29 protein-coding genes and 1 pseudogene are annotated in these 26,236 nt (G+C 62.0%); 15 read left to right on the top strand and 15 right to left on the bottom strand.

Going from position 1 to position 26,236, the window contains the following annotated elements; genetic code table 11:
- Positions 1 to 24: 24 nt before the first annotated feature.
- The 4 genes from ATY75_RS03470 to ATY75_RS03455 form a co-directional block, all read right to left on the bottom strand.
- Entirely contained in the window at positions 25 to 930 is a 906-nt protein-coding gene (locus ATY75_RS03470; protein ID WP_088936470.1) for a glycosyltransferase family 8 protein, read from the bottom strand.
- A gap of 185 nt (positions 931 to 1,115) precedes the next feature.
- The gene (locus ATY75_RS03465; RefSeq protein WP_064839927.1) at positions 1,116 to 1,502 is read right to left on the bottom strand and encodes a type II toxin-antitoxin system VapC family toxin; all 387 of its coding nucleotides are present in this window, start codon (positions 1,500 to 1,502) and stop codon (positions 1,116 to 1,118) included.
- A 2-nt stretch (positions 1,503 to 1,504) separates the two neighbouring features.
- On the bottom strand, positions 1,505 to 1,765 hold the full coding sequence (locus ATY75_RS03460; protein WP_064839929.1) for a type II toxin-antitoxin system prevent-host-death family antitoxin: 261 nt from the start codon (positions 1,763 to 1,765) through the stop codon (positions 1,505 to 1,507).
- A gap of 100 nt (positions 1,766 to 1,865) precedes the next feature.
- Complete coding sequence (locus ATY75_RS03455) at positions 1,866 to 3,068, bottom strand: pyridoxal phosphate-dependent aminotransferase (protein WP_064839931.1); 1,203 nt, start codon at positions 3,066 to 3,068, stop codon at positions 1,866 to 1,868.
- Between the two features lie 529 nt (positions 3,069 to 3,597).
- Between ATY75_RS03455 and ATY75_RS03450 the strand changes: the two genes are divergently transcribed.
- The 3 genes from ATY75_RS03450 to ATY75_RS03440 are packed head-to-tail and all read left to right on the top strand — an operon-like array spanning position 3,598 to position 7,948.
- Entirely contained in the window at positions 3,598 to 5,982 is a 2,385-nt protein-coding gene (locus tag ATY75_RS03450) for a marine proteobacterial sortase target protein (protein WP_088936469.1), read from the top strand.
- Complete coding sequence (locus tag ATY75_RS03445) at positions 5,972 to 6,745, top strand: class GN sortase (protein WP_088936468.1); 774 nt, start codon at positions 5,972 to 5,974, stop codon at positions 6,743 to 6,745. The genes ATY75_RS03450 and ATY75_RS03445 overlap by 11 nt, the downstream gene beginning before the upstream one ends.
- Before the next feature lie 60 nt (positions 6,746 to 6,805).
- Positions 6,806 to 7,948 carry a PQQ-dependent sugar dehydrogenase gene (locus tag ATY75_RS03440; RefSeq protein WP_088936467.1) on the top strand — a complete coding sequence of 381 codons (1,143 nt, stop codon included), beginning with the start codon at positions 6,806 to 6,808 and terminating at the stop codon, positions 7,946 to 7,948.
- A gap of 4 nt (positions 7,949 to 7,952) precedes the next feature.
- On the opposite strand, the gene ATY75_RS03435 is transcribed toward ATY75_RS03440, so the two are convergent.
- Positions 7,953 to 8,408, bottom strand: a complete 456-nt coding sequence (locus ATY75_RS03435; RefSeq protein WP_088936466.1) for a DUF3052 domain-containing protein — start codon at positions 8,406 to 8,408, stop codon at positions 7,953 to 7,955.
- 99 nt (positions 8,409 to 8,507) lie between these two features.
- On the opposite strand from ATY75_RS03435, the gene ATY75_RS03430 reads away from it, so the two are divergent.
- The 3 genes from ATY75_RS03430 to ATY75_RS03420 all read left to right on the top strand — a co-directional run bounded on the left by ATY75_RS03430 (position 8,508) and on the right by ATY75_RS03420 (position 10,712).
- Positions 8,508 to 9,398, top strand: coding sequence for a DMT family transporter (locus ATY75_RS03430; protein WP_064839943.1), 891 nt, complete (start codon positions 8,508 to 8,510; stop codon positions 9,396 to 9,398).
- Positions 9,399 to 9,885: 487 nt separating this feature from the next.
- Positions 9,886 to 10,101: a cold-shock protein gene (locus ATY75_RS03425; RefSeq protein ID WP_003561293.1), complete on the top strand. Its 216-nt coding sequence runs from the start codon at positions 9,886 to 9,888 to the stop codon at positions 10,099 to 10,101.
- A gap of 143 nt (positions 10,102 to 10,244) precedes the next feature.
- Positions 10,245 to 10,712 (top strand): BA14K family protein, encoded by a 468-nt coding sequence (locus tag ATY75_RS03420; protein ID WP_190241307.1) that lies wholly within the window; start codon positions 10,245 to 10,247, stop codon positions 10,710 to 10,712.
- 64 nt (positions 10,713 to 10,776) lie between these two features.
- Here the strand turns inward: ATY75_RS03420 and ATY75_RS03415 are convergent, their stop codons facing one another.
- Positions 10,777 to 11,649, bottom strand: a complete 873-nt coding sequence (locus ATY75_RS03415; RefSeq protein ID WP_088936465.1) for an oxidoreductase — start codon at positions 11,647 to 11,649, stop codon at positions 10,777 to 10,779.
- Between the two features lie 35 nt (positions 11,650 to 11,684).
- Between ATY75_RS03415 and ATY75_RS03410 the strand changes: the two genes are divergently transcribed.
- On the top strand, positions 11,685 to 12,146 hold the full coding sequence (locus ATY75_RS03410) for a helix-turn-helix domain-containing protein (RefSeq protein WP_088936464.1): 462 nt from the start codon (positions 11,685 to 11,687) through the stop codon (positions 12,144 to 12,146).
- Here ATY75_RS03410 and ATY75_RS03405 read toward each other — a convergent pair.
- The 3 genes from ATY75_RS03405 to ATY75_RS03395 form a co-directional block, all read right to left on the bottom strand.
- Positions 12,143 to 13,519 carry an ATP-binding protein gene (locus tag ATY75_RS03405; protein ID WP_064839951.1) on the bottom strand — a complete coding sequence of 459 codons (1,377 nt, stop codon included), beginning with the start codon at positions 13,517 to 13,519 and terminating at the stop codon, positions 12,143 to 12,145. The two genes, ATY75_RS03410 and ATY75_RS03405, sit on opposite strands and share 4 nt — an antisense overlap.
- 134 nt (positions 13,520 to 13,653) lie before the next feature.
- Positions 13,654 to 14,355: a response regulator transcription factor gene (locus ATY75_RS03400; protein ID WP_010068070.1), complete on the bottom strand. Its 702-nt coding sequence runs from the start codon at positions 14,353 to 14,355 to the stop codon at positions 13,654 to 13,656.
- Positions 14,356 to 14,847 (bottom strand): MarR family transcriptional regulator, encoded by a 492-nt coding sequence (locus tag ATY75_RS03395; RefSeq protein ID WP_064839953.1) that lies wholly within the window; start codon positions 14,845 to 14,847, stop codon positions 14,356 to 14,358.
- A gap of 306 nt (positions 14,848 to 15,153) precedes the next feature.
- Between ATY75_RS03395 and ATY75_RS34985 the strand changes: the two are divergent.
- Positions 15,154 to 15,324: pseudogene (locus tag ATY75_RS34985) on the top strand (branched-chain amino acid aminotransferase); the annotation flags it as partial.
- A 92-nt stretch (positions 15,325 to 15,416) separates the two neighbouring features.
- On the opposite strand, the gene ATY75_RS03385 reads toward ATY75_RS34985, so the two are convergent.
- Both ATY75_RS03385 and ATY75_RS03380 read right to left on the bottom strand, forming a co-directional pair.
- Positions 15,417 to 15,686, bottom strand: coding sequence for a hypothetical protein (locus ATY75_RS03385; RefSeq protein ID WP_003593093.1), 270 nt, complete (start codon positions 15,684 to 15,686; stop codon positions 15,417 to 15,419).
- A 187-nt stretch (positions 15,687 to 15,873) separates the two neighbouring features.
- Positions 15,874 to 16,491 (bottom strand): DUF1236 domain-containing protein, encoded by a 618-nt coding sequence (locus tag ATY75_RS03380; protein ID WP_088936463.1) that lies wholly within the window; start codon positions 16,489 to 16,491, stop codon positions 15,874 to 15,876.
- A 288-nt stretch (positions 16,492 to 16,779) separates the two neighbouring features.
- Between ATY75_RS03380 and ATY75_RS03375 the strand changes: the two genes are divergently transcribed.
- The gene (locus ATY75_RS03375) at positions 16,780 to 17,469 is read left to right on the top strand and encodes an MBL fold metallo-hydrolase (RefSeq protein ID WP_088936462.1); all 690 of its coding nucleotides are present in this window, start codon (positions 16,780 to 16,782) and stop codon (positions 17,467 to 17,469) included.
- A 17-nt stretch (positions 17,470 to 17,486) separates the two neighbouring features.
- Here the strand turns inward: ATY75_RS03375 and ATY75_RS03370 are convergent, their stop codons facing one another.
- From ATY75_RS03370 to ATY75_RS03355, 4 genes are all read right to left on the bottom strand, one after another.
- Positions 17,487 to 17,828, bottom strand: coding sequence for a tRNA-binding protein (locus ATY75_RS03370; protein ID WP_088936461.1), 342 nt, complete (start codon positions 17,826 to 17,828; stop codon positions 17,487 to 17,489).
- 10 nt (positions 17,829 to 17,838) lie between these two features.
- Complete coding sequence (gene proC, locus ATY75_RS03365; RefSeq protein WP_088936460.1) at positions 17,839 to 18,666, bottom strand: pyrroline-5-carboxylate reductase; 828 nt, start codon at positions 18,664 to 18,666, stop codon at positions 17,839 to 17,841.
- Position 18,667: 1 nt separating this feature from the next.
- On the bottom strand, positions 18,668 to 19,168 hold the full coding sequence (locus ATY75_RS03360; RefSeq protein WP_003541709.1) for a YbjN domain-containing protein: 501 nt from the start codon (positions 19,166 to 19,168) through the stop codon (positions 18,668 to 18,670).
- 476 nt (positions 19,169 to 19,644) lie between these two features.
- The gene (locus ATY75_RS03355) at positions 19,645 to 19,905 is read right to left on the bottom strand and encodes an accessory factor UbiK family protein (protein ID WP_003581142.1); all 261 of its coding nucleotides are present in this window, start codon (positions 19,903 to 19,905) and stop codon (positions 19,645 to 19,647) included.
- Positions 19,906 to 20,108: 203 nt separating this feature from the next.
- Between ATY75_RS03355 and lgt the strand changes: the two genes are divergently transcribed.
- The 6 genes from lgt to ATY75_RS03325 all read left to right on the top strand — a co-directional run bounded on the left by lgt (position 20,109) and on the right by ATY75_RS03325 (position 26,086).
- Positions 20,109 to 20,957, top strand: a complete 849-nt coding sequence (lgt, locus tag ATY75_RS03350; RefSeq protein ID WP_064839965.1) for a prolipoprotein diacylglyceryl transferase — start codon at positions 20,109 to 20,111, stop codon at positions 20,955 to 20,957.
- Positions 20,958 to 20,975: 18 nt separating this feature from the next.
- Positions 20,976 to 22,076 (top strand): class I SAM-dependent methyltransferase, encoded by a 1,101-nt coding sequence (locus tag ATY75_RS03345; RefSeq protein ID WP_064839968.1) that lies wholly within the window; start codon positions 20,976 to 20,978, stop codon positions 22,074 to 22,076.
- A gap of 111 nt (positions 22,077 to 22,187) precedes the next feature.
- Positions 22,188 to 22,982 (top strand): peptidoglycan editing factor PgeF, encoded by a 795-nt coding sequence (gene pgeF / locus ATY75_RS03340; RefSeq protein WP_088936459.1) that lies wholly within the window; start codon positions 22,188 to 22,190, stop codon positions 22,980 to 22,982.
- A 5-nt stretch (positions 22,983 to 22,987) separates the two neighbouring features.
- On the top strand, positions 22,988 to 24,139 hold the full coding sequence (locus ATY75_RS03335; protein WP_088936458.1) for a Xaa-Pro peptidase family protein: 1,152 nt from the start codon (positions 22,988 to 22,990) through the stop codon (positions 24,137 to 24,139).
- Positions 24,140 to 24,229: 90 nt separating this feature from the next.
- Positions 24,230 to 25,048 (top strand): hypothetical protein, encoded by an 819-nt coding sequence (locus tag ATY75_RS03330; protein ID WP_088936457.1) that lies wholly within the window; start codon positions 24,230 to 24,232, stop codon positions 25,046 to 25,048.
- A 105-nt stretch (positions 25,049 to 25,153) separates the two neighbouring features.
- Positions 25,154 to 26,086: a ribose-phosphate pyrophosphokinase gene (locus tag ATY75_RS03325; RefSeq protein WP_049736196.1), complete on the top strand. Its 933-nt coding sequence runs from the start codon at positions 25,154 to 25,156 to the stop codon at positions 26,084 to 26,086.
- Positions 26,087 to 26,236: the final 150 nt, after the last annotated feature.

Raw genomic sequence — 26,236 nt, 5'->3', positions numbered from 1 at the left:
TGCACCTTCCAAGGACACGCCTTGCTAGCTGTTGCTGAAATAGGCGCGCATCCGGGCAAGCCGCGCCAGCCCGCCGATCTGCTTTCCCAAATGCGAGAGAAAGCCCGCCACCCGGCCCATCATCGTCGGCTGCCTGCAGAACGAGGCCCAGGGCGTGTTGTCCAGATCCTCGGCATAGTGCCTGGCCATCCGCCGGTGCACCCAGGGCACGGTCGCCTGCCACGGTTTCTTCCGACCGGTAAAGTGAAAGATGGCTGGCCGATCGACAAAAGGCAAAAGCCCCGTTTGCGTATTCCAGCGCGGATCGAGCACCAGCCAGTCGCCGTCGAACGTCACGTTCAGCGCATCCTGGTCGTTGTTCTCGAAAAGATGCGACCGCTCCTCAAAGATTTCCCGGGTTCTGGCGAAAAGCCCCTTCTCCCGGCAGACCGACCAGTCGAATAGCAATACGCCGGCATTGAAATAGCGTCCGCCCTCGCCCATGCCGATCTTCCGCTGCCGTGCTCCGGCTTTCTCTGGAAAGGCCATGACATAATCGTCGACCGCGGCAAGCGCCTTGCCCTGGAGATCCATCGTAAAGAGTTCGTCGACTGGCGCCACCGCGAGCACGTCGGCATCGAGGTAAAGCAGGCGTTCGACATTCTCGGGGATCTGCAGATCCATATAGAGCCGCGCCAGTGTCGCACCCGACCAGCGGCCCCGCGCCTGCATTGCCGTCTCCGGCGTCACATAAGGCAGCACCTTGATCGTCATGTCGTGCAGACGCGCGAAACTTTCGACCTCGGCGATCTCGTTCGGCTTGAGGTCGATACCGAGAAGCAGGAACTCCAGGCCGACGTCCACCAAATTACGCTTGACGGAAAGCAGAGTGCAGCAGGCAGCCGGCAGCATATTAACGTCAGAACAGACGATGACGGCGCTACTCTGCAAAATCGGCCTCCCGAAGCGGCAACTTGAACTTGATGCCGGATATCTAGTTGGTTTGAAGGCTGCCCGCAACCTGAGATCACCCGCGCCACCGACGCTCCCCGTCACGATTTGAGTCGGAATTCAACGACTTGCGAGTCGAAGCGGAATCAATGCCGCAAGATCTTGAATCGGGACGTAAGCCTGATTCAGAGTCGCAGCGCCAGCGGATGATCGACGAGCAATCTATCGACCGTCGCAAGCTGCAAGCTCTCGACCTTGCACTGCGCCAGCAGCAGGCGGTCAAAGGGATCGCGCGTCTTCGGCTCGGGTTCGGCGGCGGTGATGACGTGCGGGATGTCGATCCGCAACAGTATCAATCCTATTTCTTCGAGCGACCGCGCGATGTCTTCAAGCGGCATACCAGGATCCAGCTTTCCCAGACGAGCCTTGATCGCCGTTTCCCAGAGACTTGCGACGCTGACGAATCCCTCGGTCCTGCTATCACCAAGCAGCGCCGCGATCTCCGGGAACCTCTGTCCCACGTCCTTGCGCAGGATCGCGAGAACGATATGAGTATCGAGGAGAAGCCTCATTGCTACGGCAAAGGCTTCAGGAGAAAATCCTCGGGCAGCGGATCATCAAAATCATCGGCGATGAACGGTACAGGATTGGTGATGCCCCGCGCACGAAGATAAGCCTGACCGGCTTCCAGGTCCAAGCCGCCGCGCTTTTGATGCGGCACGAGATCGAACACAGGCCGGCCGTTGCGCGTCACGACGATGGTCTCGCCTTCCTCGACCTCGCGGGCAAGCTCGGTCAGGCGGTTCTTCGCATCGCGGATCGAAACGGTCTTCATGAACTCAAATGTAGCTACATGCAGCCACATCGTCAACGTCGCCACAAGTAAAAGGCCCGCCGTCGCCGGCAGGCCTTCGATCGAGACTGTCGCAGTCCGCTTACTTGCAGGCGGCGCAGAAGCGCTGGATGCGGCGGCAGGCTTCTTCGAGAAGGTCTTCCGAGGTCGCATAAGAGATGCGGAAGTTCGGGCCGAGGCCGAAAGCCGAGCCATGAACGACGGCAACGCCTTCCGATTCCAGGAGCTCGGAAACGAAATCCTCGTCCGTCTCGATAACCTTGCCTGAGGGTGCGGTTTTGCCAATCAAGCCCTTGCAGGAGGGATAGACGTAAAAGGCGCCTTCCGGCACCGGGCAGACGATGCCCTTGGCCTGGTTCAGCATGGAAACGACGAGATCGCGGCGGCCTTCGAAGATCTTCTTGTTCGCCGGAATGAAGTCCTGCGTGCCGTTCAGCGCCTCAACGGCCGCCCATTGGGCGATCGACGTCGCACCCGAGGTCTGCTGACCCTGTATCATGTCCATCGCCTTGATGAGCTGGATCGGGCCGGCCGCATAACCGATACGCCAGCCGGTCATCGCATAGGCCTTGGAAACGCCATTCATCGTCAATGTACGATCGTAGAGCTTCGGCTCGACTTCGACAGGCGTGACGAACTTGAAGTCGCCATAGGTCAGGTGCTCGTACATGTCGTCGGTCAGCACCCAGACATGCGGATGCTTCATCAGCACGTCCGTCAGCGCCTTGAGCTCGGCATGCGTATAGGCAGCACCCGTCGGGTTGGACGGCGAGTTGAAGATGAACCACTTGGTCTTCGGCGTGATCGCCTTTTCGAGATCGGCGGCCTGCAGCTTGAAATTATGCTCCTGGGTCGCCGAAACGAAAACCGGCGTGCCGCCGCACAGCGCCACCATTTCGGGATAGGACACCCAGTAGGGCGCCGGAACGACGACTTCGTCGCCGGGGTTCAGCGTCGCCATGAAGGCGTTAAACAGGATTTGCTTGCCACCGGTGCCGACGATCGTCTGCTCCCAGGTATATTCCAGGCCGTTTTCACGCTTGAACTTGGCGGCGATCGCCTTGCGCAGTTCGGGAATGCCGGAAACCGGCGTGTACTTCGTCTCGCCGCGGTTGATCGCGTCGATGGCGGCCGTCTTGATATTCTCGGGCGTATCGAAATCCGGTTCACCTGCACCGAGGCCGATGACGTCACGTCCTTTTGCTTTCAGCTCGCGCGCTTTCTGAGAGACGGCGATGGTGGCTGAAGGCTTCACACGGGAAAGAGCATCGGCAAGGAAGGCCATGATATCGGTCCTATTGGTTGAAACGGGCAGAAAGCCGAGACCGGAGTTCTGCGGTTAGCTCTATGTCCAATGTATGACGGCATTTCAAGCGCAAAGGCGTGATGGGGGCAATGATTCTTATTGATCGTTTCGCCGCACCGGCGAGCCGACCCGCCGTCCTCTTCGGCATGGCTTGCGGCGCCCAGTCATAATCAATCTGGATGAATTGTTTTTTAAGGTATTGCTGATGAACGGCACCCATGACAAAACCGCCCCGCCGCCGGCCGCGATCCCGTTCAGCCCAATCTTCCTCTCGATCCGATGCCGGCGCGTATCGTGCCGGACGCCCCGAAAGCATCCCGCACTTCCGCGTGCGGCCATCGCGATTTTCGGCGCCTATGTCTTTTGAAATCAGACAGATCGTCGGATTTCGTCATCGCCACGAATAAGCCGCAACAAATGCCGCACGCCGCCGCAATTCGGTCGCGAGCGCGCCGAGATCGAAGCCGCATCATTGCGTTATCCAAAATTGGTTATTGAGGGTACGCCAATGTTTCTGGAAGATGAGTTCGCCATCGGGCGCATGCGCATGCGCCGGATTTCCATTTCATTTCTTGTCGCCGCCACCGCCTTTGTCGCCTGTGTAATGGCAATACTGGGGCTTGCCTCCGCCGCCCGCGCCGAGACACAGCAGGCATCCGGCCAACTCGTGGCCTTCGTCCGGCCGAACGACGTCAACAGCGGCTCGCTGCTCTTCCCGTCGAAGGAGCCGGGCTTTTATGTCGAAGCGCCGCGGCTGAAGACCGACGTCGCAATCGATGTGTCCGGCCCGATCGCACGGGTGAAGGTGACACAGCGTTTCCAGAACCCGAGCCAGGGCTGGGTCGAGGGCACCTATGTGTTCCCGCTGCCGGAGAATTCCGCCGTCGACGCGCTGAAGATGCAGATCGGCGAACGCTTCATCGAAGGCCAGATTAAGCCGCGCCAGGAAGCCCGCGAGATCTACGAGCAGGCCAAGGCCGAGGGCAAGAAGACGGCGCTTCTCGAACAGCAGCGGCCGAACATCTTCACCAACCAGGTCGCCAATATCGGCCCCGGGGAAGAGATCGTCGTTCAGATCGAATATCAGCAGACGGTCCACCAGTCGGGCGGCGCGTTCTCACTGCGCTTCCCGATGGTCGTCGCTCCGCGCTACAATCCGGCCCCGATCGTCCACACCGTCGAGTTCAACAACGGCGCCGGTTTCGCCACGCCGCGCGATCCGGTGGAAAACCGCGAGAAGATCGAAGCCCCCGCGCTCGATCCGCGCGAAAATGCGAAGATCAATCCAGTTTCGCTGACCGTCGACCTCAAGGCCGGCTTCCCGCTCGGCGACGTCAAATCGTCCTTCCACGAGGTCGATATCCGCCAGGACGGCGATCAAGCGAAAACGATCAGCCTGAAGGGAGACGCCGTTCCCGCCGACAAGGATTTCGAGCTCACCTGGAAAGCTGCCCCCGGCAAGCTGCCGAGTGCCGGCCTCTTCCGCGAGGTGAAGGATGGCAAGACCTATCTGCTCGCCTTCGTCACTCCGCCCACGGCGCCGGATGCGGCAGCCGCGCCGGCAAAACGCGAAGTGGTCTTCGTCATCGACAATTCCGGTTCCATGTCCGGCCCGTCGATCGAGCAGGCAAGGCAGAGCCTGGCGCTTGCCATCTCCAGGCTGAACCCCGACGACCGCTTCAACGTCATTCGTTTCGACGACACGATGACCGACTATTTCAACGGCCTCGTCGCCGCTACCCCGGATAACCGTGAAAAGGCGATCGCCTATGTCAGGGGCCTGACCGCAGACGGCGGCACGGAAATGCTGCCCGCGCTTGAGGATGCGCTGCACAATCAGGGACCGGTCGCACCCGGAGCACTGCGGCAGGTCGTGTTTCTGACCGACGGTGCGATCGGCAACGAGCAGCAGCTCTTCCAGGAAATCACCGCAAACCGCGGCGACGCCCGCGTCTTCACCGTCGGCATCGGCTCGGCGCCCAATACTTATTTCATGACCAAGGCTGCCGAAATCGGCCGTGGGACCTTCACGCAGATCGGCTCGGCCGATCAGGTGGCAAGCCGCATGGGCGAGCTTTTCGCCAAGCTGCAGAACCCCGCCATGACTGATATATCAGCGCATTTCAAAGGCATCGCCGCCGAGGACATCTCGCCGAACCCGATGCCGGACCTTTACAGCGGTGAACCCGTCGTTCTCACCGCGGAGCTGCCTGGGAATAAGACCGCCGGCAAGCTTGAGATCGTCGGCAAGACCGGCGATCAGCCCTGGCGCGTCGAAATGGATATCGCCAACGCCGCCGATGGCGGCGGCATCTCCAAGCTGTGGGCGCGGCGCAAGATCGACGACTTCGAAGCCCGCGCCTATGAGCGTCAGGATCCGGCTGCGCTCGACAAGGATATCGAGACGGTGGCGCTCGCCCATCACCTCGTCTCCCGCCTCACCAGCCTGGTCGCCGTCGACGTCACCCCGTCTCGGCCGGCCGGCGAGCCGCTCGGCTCGGCGAAACTGCCGCTCAACCTGCCAGAAGGTTGGGACTTCGATAAGGTCTTCGGCGAAGACGCTACGCCTCCGGCCGGCGGAGAACGTCATGGCGCGGCTACGCCCGCAGGAAACGCCGGACCGCAGCAGGCCGCGGCCGGAACGCGGGATCTCGCCGCATCGCCTGAGATCGCAAACCTGATGGCCGCAGCCCCGACCGCTAAGGCCGCGACGATGATCGCGCAGAAGAGTTCGACCGTGAACCTGCCGCAGACGGCAACGCGCGCCGACGAGCAGATCATCCGCGGGCTTACCATGCTGCTCCTGGCGCTGACGGCGGCAAGCGGGCTCGCCGTCTGGCGTCGGCGCATCAAACGCATGATCGCACTCGGAGCCAAGCCAAATGGTCTCTAGGCTCCTCGCTAGCCAGAACGAGGAAGCGGCCGAATTCGAGCCGCTTCCAACCTATCTGGAACTCGCCATGGCCGCTGCCACGGCCCACGACAGGCCGAAGGCGCGCCAGAGGAAGGGTTTCTTCCTCTGGCGTCTTTCCTCGATCGAAAAAGCCATCGCGGTCGCCATTGCCGGCCTTGCGCTTTACGGCTTGGCGTTGATCGGCGACGGCTTCCTGCTGAAGGCGAAGGCGGAGCTCTCCCAGATCCTGCTGAAACGCGCCTTCGCCGCGGAACTCAAGGGCCAGGAGACAAAACCCTGGCCTTGGGCTGATTTCACCACGGAGGCCAAGGTGCGTGCGCCGCGCCTCGGCAAGGAGGCGATCGTGCTGTCCGGCGCTTCCGGCGAAGCTCTCGCCTTTGGACCTGCCTGGCTCGCCAACACGCCGCAGCCAGGCGATGAAGGCACCGCTGTTATCGCCGCCCATCGCGACACCCACTTTCGCTGGCTGCAATATATAAAGCCCGGCGATACCATCGAGGTCACCCGTCGTGACGGCAAGGTCCTGACCTTCAAGGCCGGCGAAGGCCGCATCGCCCCCTGGGATGCCAGCGGCATCGATCCCGCCTCCAACGGCCGCCATCTGGTGCTGACCACCTGCTGGCCTTTCGATGCGACAGAACGCGGGCCGTTGCGCTATATCCTCGAAGCCGAACTGGTCGATGGACAAGCGACAGGTTCCGTTCAACCGGCAAACACAAAGCCGTTATATCGAATCGAATGAGGGTTGAAGCTCTCCCCTGCCCGCTCCACGTTCCAGCGTGACAGACGACGGGGAAGCAAGATGACCAGAATATCCGCCTTTCAAATCGCCGCAGCGCTGCTTCTGATCGGCGCCCTATCAGCCGAGGCGGCCGACACCGTCAATACCCAGGATCTGGCGGTCCGTGTCGACAAGCTCGCCGACGGCCTCGACCATCCCTGGGCGGTCGAGGTGTTGCCCGACGGCGCCTACCTCGTCACCGAGCGGCCGGGCCGGATGCGCATCATCCGCGAGGGCAAGGTCTCCGACCCGATCGGCGGCGTGCCCAAAGTCAGCGCCCGTGGCCAGGGTGGCTTGATGGACGTGGCACTCTCTCCGGATTTTGCGACATCGAGAAAGCTCTATTTCACCGCCGCCATCGCTAACGGACAGGGCTCCGGCACCGAAGCCTTCAGCGCCACGCTTTCCGCTGACGAGACGAGACTGGACGCCGTCTTGCCTGTTTTCACCATGCAGCGCTTTACCTCAGGCAATATCCAGTACGGCTCGCGCATTGCCATTGCCCGTGACGGTTCGCTGTTCATCAGCGTCGGCGACCGCGGCGACCGCGACCGCTCGCAGGACTGGCGGGACGATGCCGGCTCGATCATCCACATCAATGCCGACGGCAGCATCCCGGCCGACAATCCCTTCAAGGACGGCGGCAAGGCGCTGCCGGAAATCTGGTCGAAAGGTCATCGCAATCCACAGGGCATCACCTTCGATAGCAAGGACGGCAAACTCTATACCGTCGAACATGGCGCGCGCGGCGGCGACGAGATCAATCAGCCCGAAGCGAGCAAAAATTATGGCTGGCCGATCATCACCTACGGCCGCGATTATTCGGGTGCCGAGATCGGCGAGGGCACCGCGAAGGAAGGGCTGGAACAGCCGCTGCATTACTGGGATCCATCGATCGCTCCCGGCGCGCTCACCATCTATCGCGGCGCCATGTTTCCGGAATGGGACGGCAATTTCCTCGTCGCGGCGCTGAAGTTCCAACTGCTCTCGCGCATGCAGCGCGACGAGAGCGGCGCCTTCGTCGCCGAAGAGCGCCTGTTCGAGGGCGAATACGGCCGCATTCGCGATGTCATCGTCGCGCCCGACGGCGCGCTGCTGATGGTGACGGATGAAGATAACGGCGCGCTGCTCAGGGTTTCGCGCGCTGAGGCCAACAACGGCTGAAAGATCACAACGCCCCGCGCAGTTCCTTGCGGATGACGAATTTCAGCCCGGACCAAATCTCGTCGACGGCGCAGACCTTGACGTCGACAAGACCGGTCGGAAGGAGGGTCTCCCGCAGAACGTCCTCGGTGACATCGGTCGGCACCCGCGAACTCTTTTTCGGCCAGGAGATCCAGAGCATGCCGTCCGGCTTGAGAATACCGAAGAGCTTAACCGCGACAGCCTCCAGCGCCGCTCGTTCGGTCACAAACAGATGCACATAGTCGAACGCCCGTCGAGGCGTCTCCGGAAGCGCAAGGGTGACCGAGGCAAAACCATCGAAGCCATGAATGTCGCCCATCGTTTCGGGAACGCCGAGAAGAGCAGCCACCTGCCCGCGCCCAAGGCCGAGCTTGCTCGCCAGCGGCCCGCCTGAATATCCTGCCGTATCGCCGGCCAGCCGGCTTTCTTCTCGTCGCATCCTGTCATCTCCGCCGACAGGTATGAAGTCTTCACCCTTGCCTAGAGGAAACGCAACTGCTAACCGCTGGGGCACATCCCCTTCCCCATCGAGGACGACATGACGCGCGCTCAGGCGAACCTCCTGCTATTGCTCGCAGCCGCCATCTGGGGCGGCGGCTTCGTTGCCCAGTCGACGGCGATGAAGGCGGTCGGCCCCTTCTGGTTCATCGCCCTGCGTTTTGCTGTCGCCACGCTGGCTGTGTTGCCTTTCGTCGTGTTTGAAGCGCGCAAAGCCAAGGCGAAGACAAGCGCTCGCCATGCGAAACTCTATATCCTCACCGGCCTTGCCCTGTTCAGCGGCGCAGTCACGCAGCAGGTCGGGCTGCAGACGACGACTGTGACGAATTCCAGCTTCATCACCGGCCTCTATGTCGTCTTCGTGCCGCTGATTGCCGTGTTCTTCCTGCGCCGCGCCCCGCATTGGATCATCTGGCCGGGCGCGCTGATGGCCGTCGCCGGCATCTATCTCCTGTCAGGTGGCCATCTCTCGGCGCTCACGTCAGGCGATCTCCTGACCGTCGCCTGCGCCGTCTTCTGGGCAATCCAGATCACCCTTGCCGGCACGACCGTTTCTGCGACAGGAAGGCCGCTGGCGCTCTCGGCCACGCAATTCGCCGTCACCGCCGTCTGTGCGTTCGCGATTGCCGCAGCCTTTGAACCGATCACCCTGTCGGCGATATGGGCGGCAGGACCCGAGATCCTCTATGTCGGCATCTTCTCCTCCGGCCTCGCCTTCGTGCTGCAGGTGATCGCCCAGCGCTACACGACACCTTCGCAGGCCGCGATCTTCCTTTCCTCCGAAGCGCTTTTCGGCGCCGCGCTCGCAGCCCTGCTGCTCGACGAGACGATGCCGGCGACCGGTTATGCAGGTTGCGCGCTCATGTTTATCGCTATGCTTGTAGTCGAACTCGTACCCGGATTCGCGCGGCGACGTGTGCCAGCCGCCTGAACACGCGTCCAAATATGGGTGAGTGGCGTCTTTTAAAAAAATTTGTCGGAACCGAGAAGACGCGTTTACGTTGCACTTTTGGGAAAATCTGCTCGAAATTTATATTGCAGACGATATAAAACGTTAATCATTCCCTATCGGCGACGGAAATTTTGCGTTTTTGCGCAAATTGGATATCCGGGCGGGTGTGCTGCGGCCAACACGGCAAAAAACTTTTACTTGCCAAAATTCGTTTAACGCAGCACTCTCAGCGCGTTCGGGCATTTTGCGAGCATGGGAAGTCCTTAAGTATTTGCGCGCCGGGAACGCCAATTATCCCGGTCAGCCGGTTCCGATAATGGCGGGCGAAAGTCCTGCCTGGAGCAGGCCGAGGTAGAGGGGACCTTTTTCTCACATTTCAAGAATTGCCTGCCAACACCTCCCGCAAGGAGGCAATGCTATGATGCTGCCCGTGTGGATGGCGGGCAGAGAGAAAAGGACCTGACGCATGGCAGAGACTGGCACTGTAAAATTCTTCAATACCGACAAAGGCTTCGGCTTCATCAAGCCGGACCGGGGCGGCGCCGATATCTTCGTTCACATTTCTGCCGTTCAAGCCTCCGGGCTGGCCGGCCTGACGGAAAATCAGAAGGTAAGCTTCGACACGGAGCCGGATCGCCGCGGCAAGGGCCCCAAGGCCGTCAATCTGCAGATTGCGGGCTGAACCCTTAACAAGGCTGTCGAATTTCGAGTTGAAGCCCGGCAGCAATGCCGGGTTTTGTCGTTCAGCCTTCGTTCAGCTACCAATCGATACTACTGTCATCATCGAGAAAGGAACCGGCGTTCGGTTCCCGGGATTAGGACTTTATGCTGATGAACAGGCTCGCCAAGACTCTTCTGCTGACGGCAACGGCTGCCGCACTCACGCTTTCCGCCATCGGCGAGGCATCGGCCCGCGACCGTCATTGGCACCATCACAACGGCAACGATGCACTCGTGGGCGGCGCCGTCGGTCTCGCGACCGGCCTGATCGTCGGCTCGGCCATCGCTAATGCCAATAATGGTCCCGCCTACGAAGAGCGCCGCTACATCGACCCGGCCTACGAGCCGGATTATTACGAGCCTGCCCCGGTCTATCGCGCCCCGCGCCGAGTCTATGTCGAGCAGCCGCAATATGTCGAGCAGCCGCGATACTATGCGCCGGCCCGCGCCGCCGTGGAGCCCTGGTCGCCGCAATGGGAGCGTTACTGCGCTTACCGCTACCGCTCCTTCGATCCGCGCAGCGGCACCTATATCGGCAATGACGGCCGCAGCCACTTCTGCACCGCCGGCTGATCGCTCAGCAATCCCAGATACCAAGCGCCGCTCCTCAGCGGCGCTTTTTGTTTTTTGGAGACCTTCACCCGGCCTTCTTTTCCCAGGGCATGGGTCCCACCTCGGCATCGGGCTCGAAATCAGTCGAGACGCTGACTGCGCGCCATTCCCGATCCGCTTCGATACGCGCGGCATCGGCTTTCTCGACATTGCTGACCGCATCGCTGCCAAGCAGCAGCCGGAACGGCGGCTGATCGAGACCAGCGATATGGACGATGACCGCGGCCGCCTTGGCGGGATCGCCGGGCTGGCGGCCGTTATACTCACGCTGGAAGCGCACGGTGGCGCCGACCGTCTCCGCATAATCCTGCCGCCCTTCGGTAAGCACCGTCGAGGCGCCGGCGAAATCGGTTCTGAATCCGCCGGGCTCGATCACCGTCACCTTGATGCCGAATGGCGCGACCTCTTTCGACAGCACCTCGGAAAAGCCCTCGACAGCAAACTTCGCCGCCGAATAGGCGCCGCGCCCGGCGGGCCCGATGCGGCCGCCAACGGATGAGAACTGGATGATGTGCCCGCCCCCTTGCCCGCGCATCAGGGTGATGACCGCCTTGGTCATGATGATCGTGCCGAACAGGTTGGCCTCGATCTGTGCTCGGAAATCGGCAAGACTCGTATCTTCGATCGAGGAAACATTGCCGTAGCCGGCATTGTTGACGAGCACGTCGATGCGCCCGAACCTCTTCACGCCAGCCTCGACCGCCGCCGCTGCCGCCGTCTCGTCAGTGACATCAAGGGCGACCGTCAGCACCTGGCCGCCATACCGCTCGGAGAGATCGGCAAGGTGGGCGGAATCGCGCGCCGTCGCCACCAGATTGTCGCCGGAGGCCAAAACCGCCTCCGCCAGCGCCCGGCCAAGACCGCGCGAACTTCCTGTAATCAACCAGACCCTGGCCATCGGAAACCCTTCCTTCTTTGGTTCCCGGCTGATGTATGGTCTATCGTATCCGATCGAAAGAAGGTACCCAGACGATCTATACACACCTTGAGGTAACTGACTTGACCAGCGACATATTCGATTTCTGCTGCTCCATGACGGACGAACAGGATGCGCGGGCCCGCGAACTGATCGAGCGGGCGGCGGCGAAATGGCCGCTGCGCATCCTGCACGTGCTCTCCGATGCCGGCGCACCCTTGCGCTTCTCGCGTCTCATGGAAAGGGTCGAGGGCATCAGCCAGAAAGTGCTGACGCAGACGCTACGCACCCTCGAAAGAGACGGCCTCATTATCCGCACGCTCTATCCGCAAGTGCCGCCGCGCGTCGAATATGAATTGACCCCGCTCGGACGCGACCTCCTCATGCAGGTTGCCGCCCTCTGGCGTTGGATCGTCGAACGGCTTGGTGATTTCGATGCGCGCAAGGCCGTAAAACTGACGGCAGCCACCGATGTCTAAGCCGGAATGCGGATCGTCGCCCTCAGCCCCCCGAGCGGGCTGTCGCCGAGGGTGACATTGCCGCCGTGGCTGCGGGCGATGTCGCGGGCGATCGCAAGGCCGAGGCCGGTGCCCGAGGCATCGAGGTTACGGGCCGCATCCAGCCGGAAAAACGGCTTGAACACATCCTCGCGATTCTTTTCCGGAATGCCCGGCCCGTCGTCGTCGAAGATGACGGTCAACCATTTGGCACTGTGCTTGGCCTCTATGTCGAGCCTGCCCGCATAACGCCGCGCATTCGAGGCAAGGTTGGTGACGAGACGCATGAAAGCGTTCGGCCTGACGGATATGTCGTCATCGCCTTCGATCGAATAGCTGAATGTCTTGCCGTGCAGAGCGAAATCGGATTCCAGCTTTGCGAAGACCTCGCTGAGTTTCAGCTCGCCGACATCCTCTTCGACCTCGCCGCGTGCGAAGGCCGTATAGGCCTCCAGCATGGCCTGCATATCGTCGACGTCGTCGTTCAGCCCATGCAGATCGGGATTGTCGCCGGCGAGCGCCAGTTGCAGCTTGAAGCGGGTGAGGATGGTGCGCAGATCATGGCTGACACCCGAGAGCATTGCGGTGCGCTGCTCGATCTGCCGCTCGATCCGCTCGCGCATCAGGATGAAGGCAAGGCCGGCGCGCCGGACCTCGTCGGCGCCGCGCGGATAGAAATTATCGGGCTTCTGCCCCTTGCCGAAGCTTTCGGCCGCGCGCGCCAAGGTCAGGATCGGCCGGATCTGGCCGCGCAGGAAGAGGATCGAGATACCGATCAGCACCAGCGAGGTGCCGACCATCCAGACGATGAAGATATGCGTGTTCGAGGCATAGGTCTGGCTGCGTTTGGTCAGCACCCTGAGGATCTTGTTGTCGAGCTTGATGCGGATCTCGACGAGATTCGAATTGCCGACCGTGTCGATCCAGAAAGGTCTGTGGATCTCGTCGGTGATCTCGTCGCTGAGGATGCCGTCGAGGATCGAGAAGAACGGCTTGACGCGCGGCGGCGGCAGGTCGCCGTCCGGCTCGATCGAGATCTGCAGGCTGAGCTGGTCGCGGGCGATGCGGACGATCTCGCTATAGTCCGAATTCTGCGGGTAGGTCTCGATGATCTCGATGATCGCGGCGATGTCGCGGGTGACGGCGAGCGACAGCCGCTCCGTCACCATCTGCCAGTGGCGCTCCATGAAGACGGCGGCGACGACCGATTGCAGCAGCACCATCGGAATGATGATGATCAGCAGCGATCGCGCGTAAAGCCCGGTCGGCAGCCGCCGGCGCAGCCAGCGGACGATCCAGCGCCAACCCGGCGCAGAACTGCGGTCTTCCCGCCGCAAGCTGTCGATCGTCACCATCAGCGCCGGTCCTGGCCTCTATCCCTATATCTAAAGCGCGTCGCGATCTTTCAGATTCGCTCCTTGCGCTTTAGGTCTTTGTTTTTCCGCATGCCGTTTCCGCAAAACCACTGCACGCTTTTGCGCGACATGCTTTAGTCGATACTCAGCCTGTATCCGATGCCGCGCACGGTTTGCAGCCAGACAGGATTGGCCGGATCGTCCTCGATCTTGCGCCGCAGCCGGTTGATCTGCACGTCGATCGTCCGCTCGCCCACTTCGGTGTCGTTGCCGATCAGTTCGTGACGGGGAATCGTGTCGCCGGCGCGCCGTGCAAAAAGCAGCATGATCTCCTGCTCGCGGTCCGTGAGCCGGATCACTTCGCTGGCCTTCTTCAGTTCCTTGCGGGTCAGCGAGAAGGTGTAGGGGCCGAACATCACCTGTTCGATCTTCGGTCCCTCGCCACCGGCATTGCGACGCAGGATGTTGTTGATGCGCAGCACCAGTTCGCGTGGGTCGAAGGGCTTGGAAAGATAGTCGTCGGCGCCGGCCTCGAGGCCTTCGATGCGGTTGCCCGATTCCGCCAGCGCCGTCAGCATGATGATCGGCACGTTCTTGATGGCGCGAAGGCCGCGGGTGACCTCGATGCCGGATTCGCCGGGCATCATCACATCCATGATGATCAGGTCGAAATCGAGGCCCGCGAGCTTGCGTTGCGCCTCAGCGCCGTCGGCGGCGACGGTGACGCGGAATCCGTTCTCGGCGAGATAGCGATTGAGCAGCGCGCGGATGCGCGAGTCGTCGTCGACCACCAGCAGATGCGCCGCATCGTCGGAAATACCTGTCTTGACCGCCATTCAAACCGCCTTCTGTCTGTCCCGCATGCCTCTAAGGAAAGCTTTTACGCCCTCCCGCACCTCCGCAGAAGCCCCTTCGAATGCCCGCTCAATGCGGCGCGATTGCGGCTCGGCAAGGGCAAGCGCCAGCTCTCGTCCCGATTTCGTCGGATAAAGCTTGCGCTGCCGCCGGTCCTCTGGCCCTGCAACCTGGCGAATATAGCCTGAATCGATCAACTGTTTCAGCACTCTTGCAAGGCTCTGCTTGGTGATCTTCAGCGTATCGAGAAGATCGGCCACCGTCATGCCGGGGTTGCGGTTGACGAAATGCACGACGCGGTGATGCGCCCGCCCGAAGCCGCTCGTTTCGAGGATGGCGTCAGGATCGGAAACGAAGTCGCGATAGGCGAAGAAGAACAGCTCGATGATCTCGAAATCGATGATGTCGGTATCTTCCATCGGCGTGGCCAGCGGCTCTGGCTTGGCTGTTTTCGGGCCGGTCTGTCGTGACACGCCGCATTTCCTTTCTCTTCCCGCTCCCGCGGGAAATTTTCACCAAGATATGCCAGCTTTATTGACATAAATTTGCGTCACTGTGAGTGTTCCAGCCTCTGCGGGAGCCCCGTTATTTCCTCAGTATTTCCCTGACCAAGGCCTGTCCGGCACTCCGAAGCAATACGCCATTACCCCTTGCATCTGTGGATAAAACGTAATGGGGACAACAATCAACAGGCATGGAGTTTGAAGCGCCGGCTTTAAGGGCGAGCCCGCCTATGGCGGCGGGCTGTTCAAGCTCACCTGATATCACCAAACGGTTTCGCCAAGCGTCGCGGCATCGAGGTCTTACAGCACGCAATCCTGCCGGAAGCACTCCCTGGTTTCAGCGAGTGCTTCCTCACCGGCTCGGTTGCTGAGGTGACGCCGGTTTCCGAAACGCTGATGAACGGCGACACGAAGGAAGTGTATCCAGCCGCAGTCGCTGCCGGATAAAATGTTTCGCGCGGTCGACCCAGTGATTCAAAGCGTTGCGGCGCCGCACGGCTGAAAGGACGCGCGGCGCCAGGCTGAACGCCCGCGGGCATTTACCGATGCGCCCGTGCCATGACCAACCCCGCAAGCGTCGAAAGAATGCCGCCGCCGATCAGGCCGCCGATGCCGTCGGCGATCAGGCCGGTCATTGCCGCTTCCCCACCGACCATGCCGAGCAGCATGCCGCCGGCGACACCGCCGATCGCGCCGGCGATCGTGCGGGCGACGACATTGATTGCATGCTGCTTCAAGGCGGCGCTCGCGGCATTGCCGCCGATGGCACCGGCAATCAATTGTATGACGAGCGGAAGTAGCGCTTCCATGACTTTCCTCCTCTGGCGATCTCCCCGATCGCCGCTATATGCCGAACCGTTGGCATATTAGTATTTTATCATATTCGGAAGGAAAGCGTTAAGAAAAAATCAACCCATGCGGGAGGCATGGGAGGAAGAGGACGGGTTGGAAGCGAGGCGGTCAGCCGACCGCCTCACTGTAACTTTGCCGCTTACATCACTGATAAACGTAGACGATCCGGCGGGTACCGGGATCAACCAGCACCGGCCGGTCGTTGATCCTTGTATAGCGGTATTCGTAATCCGGGATCGACTGGAAGGTAACATCGGCCGGCACCTCCGCGCCGACGACGACATCGCCGCCGAGCTGCACCGTCTGGCCGGGATTGGTGTCGATATAGGTGCGGACCGTCTCCGGCGGGGTGATGGTCTCGACCGCCCCGACCGGGCCGATCAACTCGTCGCCCGGCGCCGGCTGCGGGTCAACCGGGACGACGCTGGCCGTCGATTCGTAGGTCACGACGGGAACGCCGATCTCGGCGCGGTGCTGTTCGACGATAACCGAGTTGCCCCCGTGATCGACCTGCAGGTAATCGGCATAGACCCAGCCACGCATGCCGTTGACATCGACGCGGCACCAGCGGCTGCCTTCGATGCAGCCGTCGAGCACCGCGGTCGAGCCGCGGGTGGCAAGACCGACCGCCGGATATTGCGGGCCCGGGCCGGCACGGACGTTGAGATCGTTGACGGTCGTCGCCATCATCTCCGCCTGCGCCAGACCGCCGCTCGCCAGGAGCACGGCTCCGGCCACTAGAATGTTTCTCTTCAAGGTCATCTGAGCGTCTCCTTGGTTTCGATGGCCGGACAACGCACGGCATTCCACGATGTTCCCATACGTTCCGCAGCGCGAAAGACCGCTTGCGGGACACTATTCACAAGCCATTGGAAAAATTAAATAAAATAAGAATTTTCTGGCCGCTGACGACAATATCGCCAGGCATAAATTCTTGTTGCAGCCCGTCTTTTTGCCGTGAGGCCGGCAGCAGTCACAGAAGATTCCGGGCTGTCCTTGACGCGGTTTCGGACTATACCCTGAGCATCCGAGACACCAAGCGAGGCACTTATGGGCATGCTCCAGGCCGGCATCATTCCGGTGACACCCTTCCAGCAGAACTGCACGATCTTTTTCGATCCCGAGACCAAGGAAGGCGTCGTCGTGGATCCCGGCGGCGATGTGCCGCTCATCCTGCAGGCGATCGCGCAAAACGGCTTGCTCATCAAGGAAATCTGGCTGACGCACGGCCATCTCGACCATGCCGGCGGCGCCGCGGAGTTAAAGCAAGCGCTCGGCGTCGACATAGTCGGCCCGCACCAGGACGATCTGCCGCTGCTGGAGCGCATTGAGACCCAGGGCGCGCAATACGGCATAACAGGATTGCGCAACGTCCTGCCCGACCGCTGGCTGAAGGATGGCGACAAGGTCGCCTTCGGTGCCCACGAATTCGAAGTCTATCACGCGCCCGGCCATGCCCCCGGCCATGTCATCTATTTCAACCGTGCGCAGAATTTCGCCCATCTCGGCGACGTACTCTTCAACGGCTCGATCGGCCGCACCGACCTGCCGGGCGGCAATCATCAGCAGCTTCTCGATTCGATCCGCGACAAGGTGCTGCCGCTCGGAGACGAGGTCGGCTTCATTTGCGGCCACGGCCCCGGCAGCCGCATCGGCGATGAGCGGCGCAGCAATCCATTTTTGCAGGAAATCAGAGCCGCTGGAGCAGCCGGCGCGAGCGCATCAGGCGAAACGCGATAGAATAAAGCAAGCCGCGTTCACATCATCTTGCGGCCGTTCGGCACCCGCTGTCCGATGGCCGCAAGCACGATCGCGCCGTTCTCGTCCTCGAATCCCAGCGTCAGCACTTCCGAGCGGAACGGCCCGATCTGGCGCGGCGGGAAATTAACGACACCAAGCACCTGCCGGCCAACCAGGCTTTCGGGCGTGTAATGCACGGTGATCTGCGCCGAGGATTTTCTGATGCCGATCTCGGGACCGAAATCGATGACCAGCTTGATCGCCGGCTTGCGCGCTTCCGGAAAGAGACTGGCTTCGATGATCGTGCCGACGCGAATGTCGACACGCTCGAAATCGGCGTAGCTAATCTCCTCGGCCATATCGTCTCCGTCAGCCGGCCAGCTCTTCGGCCCGCTTGCGCGCCGCCGCCAGTGCCGCGTCGAACAGAGGCTGCATGCCATCTTCGGCCATCAGCACGGCGAGTGCCGCCGCCGTCGTTCCGCCGGGAGAGGTCACGTTCTGCCGCAACCGCGAAGCGTCGTCGGGGGACTGGTGCAAAAGTTCACCAGCCCCCGCGACTGTTTCCCGCGCAAGACGCATGGCGAGGTCCGCCTGCAGGCCGAGTTTACGGCCTGCCTCCGCCATACATTCGACGAGATAGAACACATAGGCAGGACCGCTGCCCGAAAGCGCCGTCACCGCATCGATATCGGCCTCCGCAGGCACCCATTCCACCGGACCCGAGACGCTGAGAAGGGAATGGACACGTTCGCGCTGCTGTTTGCTGACCGCTGAATTGGCAAAGGCGCCGGTGACGCCGCGCCCGACCATTGCCGGCGTATTCGGCATGGCCCGCACCATGGCGGCTTTGCCCAGATGCTTCTCGAGAAAACCGAGCGTCTTGCCGGCGGCCACCGAGACGATGACGGTTTCCGGCCCGACGGCACTATTCACCGCCGGCAGCACCGCCTCCATCACCTGCGGCTTGACCGCGAGAAACAGCACGCTGGCCTTCAGATCCGCGGGAGCGGCAACCACATGTGTCGCGCCGGCCTCACTGATCGTCGCCAGCATCGCCGGCGACGGGCCGGGATCGACGACAATGACGGCCGAGCCCGGAACACCGCTTTTCAGCCAGCCGGAGAGCATCGCCCCGCCCATATTTCCGGCGCCGATCAGGACGACCGGATTTGTCGAGGAGAACGTGTTTGCAGGCATCTTATGCCTCGCCGACTGTTTCGAACAACACGGCTTCCATCGCCTTCGTCGCTTCCATGCCGGACCAGACGACGAATTGGAATGCCTGGAAATAGGCTTCGCAGGTATCGAGCGCGCTCGAAAGCAGCACCTCCACCTGGCGGTTGGTGGGCTCCGCGCCGCCAGCCAACAGCAGCGACTGGCGGAAGATGACGACATCTTCCTGACGCCAGAGGTCGAAATGCCCCATCAGCACCTGCCCGTTAATCGCCGAGAGCAGCTTAACCACCTCGTTGACCCTGATGTCGGGAACTTTGATATCGAAGGCGCAGCCAAGGTGCAGCGCCTCGAATTCCTCCATCCAGGAGAAGGAGACGTGATAGTCCGTCCAGCGGCCCTCGACCGTCATCGCGATCTCGTCCTCGCCGGAGCGTTCGAACGACCAGTCGTTGTTGGAGGCAACGTACTCGATCATATCGACCGGGTTCGACTGACGCTCGACTTCCAATTCCATCAGGTTCATGCAGCACCTTCTTGACCGGAACGAATGCGACCTAACTTGGTGTACGAACACAAGAAAAGACACACGCAAATACCGGAACCACCACTCGGATGATCGTTGAACCGCTGCCAGACTTAACGCAGATAACCTGCCCGGAGCTTACCAAGTCGCTTCGAATCATCATTTAAAATCAGTGTATAATGCCCCTTGCCACCTGCCAGCCCCCTGAGGGGAAATTAGGCCGCGCCACTGTGGAAAGGCTCTTCGAAATTCAATTCAGAAGGGAGAATAAGCGACTCTGCGAATTGGCTTTTTTGGCAGTGTCCACAGGTGGAAAACTCACCTGAATTTTTTGTGACGGATGCGGCGTGTGGCATGAAGGCAACGCCGCATCTGCGTCATATCGGGACGTTAAAGCATGCCGCGCAAAGTGCTCAGCGGTTTGCGGTTGTGGAGACAAACGGCCAGGGAGGGAATCTGAAAGATCGCGACGCGCTTCAGTGCCCCTCGCCGGCAAGCCTCGCCTCAAGCGCCGCAATGCGGGCGGCAAGCGCCTCGTTTTCGTCGCGCGCCTTGATCGCCATCTCGCGCACGGCCTCGAACTCCTCGCGCTTGACGATATCCATGCTGTTCAGCCAACGCTCGGCCTGGGCGTTGAAGGCGGTCTCGATCTCCTTGCGGACGCCCTGGGCAGCACCTGCCGCATCGGTCATCAGCTTGGCGAATTCGTCCATGATGCGGTTCGTTCCGGTCGTCATGGCGTTTTTCTCCCTTCGCATGAGGTGAACTTCAGCCCTTTGGGGCCTCAAGGATTGAGGTAGGGCTTCGCCACCCGCGATGCAAGCGCTTTGCATTGGATCGGCTTGCCGGAACGGGCCGCGAAAGCGCCATCACGAACAATGGACTTGACCGTCCGGGATCGCAGCGGCATGTTCCGCGCAACCAAACAGGTGGGAAAACCTTGCCGACAGCAGCCAATCTCCTTGCCATCATGCCTTTCCCGGACATCGATCCGATCGCCTTTTCGATCGGCCCGCTGGCGATTCATTGGTACGGTCTCGCTTATGTCGCCGGCATCCTGCTCGGCTGGGCCTATGCGCGCCGTCTCGCCGCCAATGACAGTCTCTGGCCAGGCAACGTCTCGCCGATGTCTAAGACGCAGCTCGACGATTTCATCGTCTGGGCCGCCCTCGGCGTCGTCCTCGGCGGCCGTCTCGGCTATATTTTCTTCTATGATCTTCCCGCCGTCATGCGCAGTCCCATCCGTGCGCTCGAGATCTGGAACGGCGGCATGTCCTTCCATGGCGGCCTGACGGGTACGACGATCGCCATGATCGTCTTTGCCCGCCGCAACGGCATCCCGATCTGGAGCCTGTTCGATATCGTCGCCACCGTCGTTCCCTTCGGGCTGTTCTTCGGCCGCATCGCCAATTTCATCAATGGCGAACTCTGGGGCCGGCTGACCGACGTACCCTGGGCCGTGGTTTTCCCGACCGGCGGTCCCTTCGCCCGCCACCCGAGCCAGCTTTACGAAGCCGGCCTCGAAGGCATCGTTCTCCTCCTGGTGCTGGCCGCCCTGGTTTACGGCATGCGGGCGCTGAAGAGCCCCGGCTTCATCACCGGCGTCTTCGTCTGCGGTTATGCGCTGTCGCGCATCTTCGTCGAATTCTTCCGCGAGCCTGACGCCCAGCTCGGTTACCTCCTCGGCACGAACTGGCTGACCATGGGCATGGTGCTCTCCTCCCCGATGATCCTGCTCGGCCTCTGGGCGATGCTCAGGGCCCGCCGCCAGGCTGCGCTGCAGCTCTGAAACGGCAGGACGCGCGATATGACCACCGCTTTAGGCGAAAAAATCAAGGCGATCATCCAGGCCAACGGACCGATCAGCGTCACTGATTATTTCTCGCTCTGCCTGGCTGATCCCGAACACGGCTACTACCGCACCCGCGAGCCCTTCGGCCGGTCCGGTGATTTCGTGACCGCGCCCGAAGTCAGCCAGATCTTCGGCGAGATGATCGGCGTCTTCATCGTCCATGCCTGGCAGCGTCACGGCACGCCGGCGGGCGTGCGCCTCGTCGAGATTGGCCCCGGCCGCGGCACGATGATGGCGGATATGCTGCGCGTCATTTCCCGCATCGCCCCGCCCCTCATGGAGGCGATGACCGTGCATCTCGTCGAAACCAGCGAGCGCCTGCGCGACGTCCAGAGCCAGACGCTCGAAGCCTACGGCGAGAAGATCACCTGGCACGGCGGCTTCGATGAAGTCCCGCCAGGCTTCACGCTGATCGCCGCCAACGAATTGTTCGACGCCATTCCGATCCGCCAGTTCGTCCGCATGCCGACGGGTTTCCGCGAGCGCATGATCGGCATTGATGCCGAGGGCGAGCTGACCTTCGCCGCCGGCGTCGCCGGCCTCGATCCGGCGCTTCTGCCCGAACCGGTGCAGAACCTGCCGCTCGGCACGCTCTTCGAAATCTCGCCTGCCCGCCAGGCGGTGATGATGGCGATCTGCGAGCGGCTGCGCGCCTTCGGCGGCACGGCGCTCGCGATCGATTACGGTCATCTCGTCACCGGCTTCGGCGATACGCTGCAGGCCGTGCGCATGCATGAATTCGACCCGCCGCTCGCCCATCCCGGTGAAGCCGATCTGACGAGCCATGTCGACTTCCAGCAGCTCGCCGAAACCGCGCTTGCGGCCGGCGTCCATCTGAACGGCGCTCTGCATCAAGGTGATTTTCTGACCGGGCTCGGCATCCTCGAACGTGCCGCCGCCCTCGGCCAGGATCGCGAGCCGCAAACGCAGCAGGTTATCCAAGCGGCAGTCGAACGGCTCGCCGGCGCCGGTGAGGGCCGGATGGGTGAACTCTTCAAGGCGATGGCCGTCTCTCATCCGGCAGTCGACCTCATGCCCTTTCGCCCGGTGGATTGACAGGGCGCACGCGGCTGGTTCAACATCCGCGCGACCAAGAACTTGAAGCGCGCCGCCAGTGCGATGCGCTTGGGATAATAACAAACCTCTTAAAAAACCCCGGAATCACAGATGCAGGACGCGGCCTCTCCCGCACCGATCGAAAGTGCGCTGCTGAACGAAGCGGCGGGCGGCACTATCCGCCACGGTTATTTCACCCGCGCCGGCGGCGTTTCCGAAGGGCTGTATCATGGCCTCAATGTCGGCCTCAGCTCCAACGACGAACGCGACAAGGTCCTGGAAAACCGCCGCCGCGTCGCCGCCTGGTTCGACCTGCCGGTCGAGCGGCTGGCGACCGTGCATCAGGTGCATTCCCCCGATGTCGTGACGATCGATGCCGATTACGACGGCGCCCGCCCCGACGCGGATGCGATGGTAACGCGCATCCCCGGCATCGTGCTTGGCGTGCTTGGCGCCGATTGCGGCCCCATCCTGTTTGCCGACCCGGACAATCGCGTCGTCGGCGCCGCCCATGCCGGCTGGAAGGGGGCGCTGACGGGCGTGCTTGAAAACACCATCGCCGCCATGGAGAGGCTGGGGGCGGACCGCGCACGCATTATCGCCTGCCTCGGCCCGTCGATCAGCCAGACAAGCTATGAGGTCGGCCCGGAATTCGTCGAGCGCTTCCTCGCCGAGAACCCGGATTACCGACGTTTCTTCGCGCCTTCGGCAAAGCCCGGCCACGCCATGTTCGATCTGCCGGCATTGACCGTCGACCGGCTGACGAAAGCCGGCGTGCGGGCGGAAAGCCTTGGCCTCTGCACCTATCCGGACAGCGAGCGCTTCTTTTCCTACCGCAGGACGACACATCGCAAGGAGCCGGATTACGGCCGCCAGATTTCCGCGATCTCAATCAGGGAGACTTGAGCAGAATGGCACTGCACTTCGAAAAGGCCGAATTCGCAAGCCGGCTTGCGCGCCTCACCGAGAAGATGAAGGAAGAAAAGCTCGACGCCCTGCTGCTCTTCGCCCAGGAAAGCATGTACTGGCTGACCGGCTACGACACCTTCGGCTACTGCTTCTTCCAGACGCTGATCGTCAAGAGCGACGGCACCATGGCGCTGATCACCCGCTCGGCCGATCTTCGCCAGGCCAGGCACACCTCGATCCTCGAGGACATCCACATCTGGGTCGACCGGGTCAATGCCGATCCGACGCTCGACCTGAAGAACCTGCTGGTCGAGATGGACCTGCTCGGCGCCCGCATCGGAGTGGAATATGACACGCACGGCATGACCGGCCGTATTTCCCGGCTGCTCGACGCGCAGCTGACCACGTTCGGCCAGATCGTCGACGCATCCTATCTCGTCAGCCGGCTGCGCCTCGTCAAAAGCCCGACTGAGGTCGCCTATGTCGAGCGCGCCGCTGTTCTCGCCGACGACGCGCTCGACGCCGCGATCCGGCTCACGAAGCCCGGCGCCGACGAGGCCGATATCCTCGCCGCCATGCAGGGCGCGATCTTTTCCGGCGGCGGCGATTATCCCGCCAACGAGTTTATCATCGGCTCCGGCGCCGATGCCCTGCTTTGCCGCTACAAGGCCGGCCGCCGCAAACTCGACGCAAGCGACCAGCTGACGCTCGAATGGGCCGGCACTTACGCGCATTACCATGCCGCCATGATGCGCACGATCGCCATCGGCGAGCCGATGCAACGCCACCGCGAGCTCTATAATGCCTGCCGCGAAACCATCGAGGCGATCGAGACCGTGCTGAAGCCGGGCCACAGCTTTGGCGACGTCTTCGACATGCATGCCAGGATCATGGACGAGCGCGGCCTCGCCCGCCACCGGCTGAACGCCTGTGGTTATTCGCTCGGCGCCCGCTTCTCGCCCTCCTGGATGGAGCATCAGATGTTCCATGCCGGCAATCCGCAGCCGATCGAGCCGAACATGTCGCTTTTCGTGCACATGATCATCGCCGATTCCGACACAGGCACGGCGATGACGCTCGGCCAGACCTATCTGACGACGGCGGATGCGCCGCGCGCGTTGTCCCGCCACCCTCTCGATTTCATCGGTCTTTGACCGATGAGATTCCGGAATTGACAGACGCCCGCCCCCGCCCCCATAAATTCGGACGGGGCTGATGCGAATGTGGGAAGGACGGATCAAGGGATGACGCGAGCTGCGATTGTGCCCACGCTCCTGGTCGTCACGGCTCTACTGACCGCCTGCAATACCACCGATGCGCTGACGCCGCAGGTCGATATCGGCGATTCCTCCGCACGCGCGTCGTCGAGCCCGGTGACGCAGAGCGAGGCCGAGCGTCTGGCGGGCACCCGCCAGCCCAGTTTCGCCGGCGACCAGCAGCCGCGCGGATACCATCCAGCCTATGATCAGTCGCAGCAGGCCTATCGGCCCGGCACGGGCGCGCCGCCGACGACAATGCAGGAGCAGGCAGACGCCCTGTCGAGGAGCAGTTCCTCGCCGGCCGCCTCCGCCCCGATCGAAGGGCAATCACTGCCGCCGCCGGCTTCCGGCGGTGGGCTTCCCGCGCAGTCGGCTCTGCCGGTCGAGACGCAACAGCCGCAACAGACCGCCGCCCTGCCCGGCCCCTCCTCTGCCCGCGGCAACACCGTGCGCTTCCTGCCGATCATCGGCGCACCGGTTCAGGCGGTGACCCCGCTCTCGCGCCAGCTCGGCGCCGAGGCACGGGCCCACGGCCTTTCCATCAGGAGCTCGACCGATGCGAGCAGCGATTACATTCTCAAAGGTTATCTCTCCGCCTTCAGCGATGACGGCAAGGTCACCGTGGTCTATGTCTGGGACATTCTCGACAGTAGCGGCGGTCGCCTGCACCGCATCCAGGGGCAGGAAAGCGTGCCGACGGCCGCGGCCGATCCCTGGGCTGGCGTTCCCGCCTCGGTGATGCAGCAGATCGGCTCGAAAACCATCGCGGAATTCTCCTCCTGGCGGCAGACGCGGGGCGGTTAGTCACAAACTTTTCGCAAATATGAAAGCCTGTGGCGCCTTTGCCCTTGCATTCACGGGGAAGCTGGCTAAAAAGCGCGGCTATCAGCGCATAACGGGCGGACCAAAATGAAGGTTTTCGCAGGCAATTCGAACCGGCAACTCGCCGAAGCGATCTGCACCTATCTCAACGTTCCCTTGGGGAGAGCCAGTGTTCGAAGGTTTGCCGATCAGGAAATCTTCGTGGAAATCCAGGAAAATGTGCGCGGCGAGGATGTTTTCCTCGTGCAGCCCACCGCCTTCCCTGCCAACGACCACCTGATGGAACTGCTGATCATGATCGACGCGATGCGTCGTTCCTCAGCCCGCCGCATCACCGCGGTGCTTCCCTATTTCGGCTATGCGCGCCAGGACCGGCGCGCCTCAGGCCGCACACCGATCTCCGCCAAGCTGGTCGCGAACCTCATCACCGAAGCCGGCGCCGACCGGGTGATGACGCTCGATCTCCATGCCGGGCAGATCCAGGGCTTCTTCGATATACCCACGGACAATCTCTTCGCCCTGCCTGTGCTGACGCGCGACATTAAGAGCCATTACGACCTCAGCAACGTCGTGGTCGTTTCGCCCGATGTCGGCGGCGTGGTTCGCGCCCGCGCCCTTGCCAAGCGGCTGGACTGTCTTCTGGCCATCGTCGACAAGCGTCGCGATCGGCCGGGTGAATCCGAAGTGATGAACATCATCGGCGATATCGCCGGCAAGGACTGCCTGCTGATCGACGACATCGTCGATTCCGGCGGCACGCTCTGCAACGCGGCCGACGCGATGCTCGCCAAGGGCGCAGCCAGCGTCACCGCCTATATCACCCACGGCGTCCTCTCCGGCGGCGCGGTCACCCGCGTCACCTCCTCGAAGCTGCGCGAACTCGTCATCACGGATTCGATCCAGCCGACGACGGCCGTGCTCTCGGCGCACAATATCCGCATCGTGACGACGGCGCCGCTGATCGGCGAAGCCATCAGCCGAACAGCCCAGGAAGAGTCCGTCTCCAGCCTCTTCGATTGAAAAGAGCCGGCATTCGACCGGCTCTTTCAATTTCTGCATGGACCTGGCTATCACCGGGCACGCTCATCGAGCAGTGTGAATTAACCAGAATAAACCGCCGATCCAATCATTCCGCGAAGCTTGTCATGTAAGGCGCAAAAAGCCGGCACA

Origin of the sequence: Rhizobium sp. N122 (assembly GCF_002211295.1) — a bacterium.
GTDB lineage: Bacteria > Pseudomonadota > Alphaproteobacteria > Rhizobiales > Rhizobiaceae > Rhizobium.
Note: the sequence above shows the minus strand (reverse complement) of the source record. Positions and strands in the feature narration are given on the sequence as shown.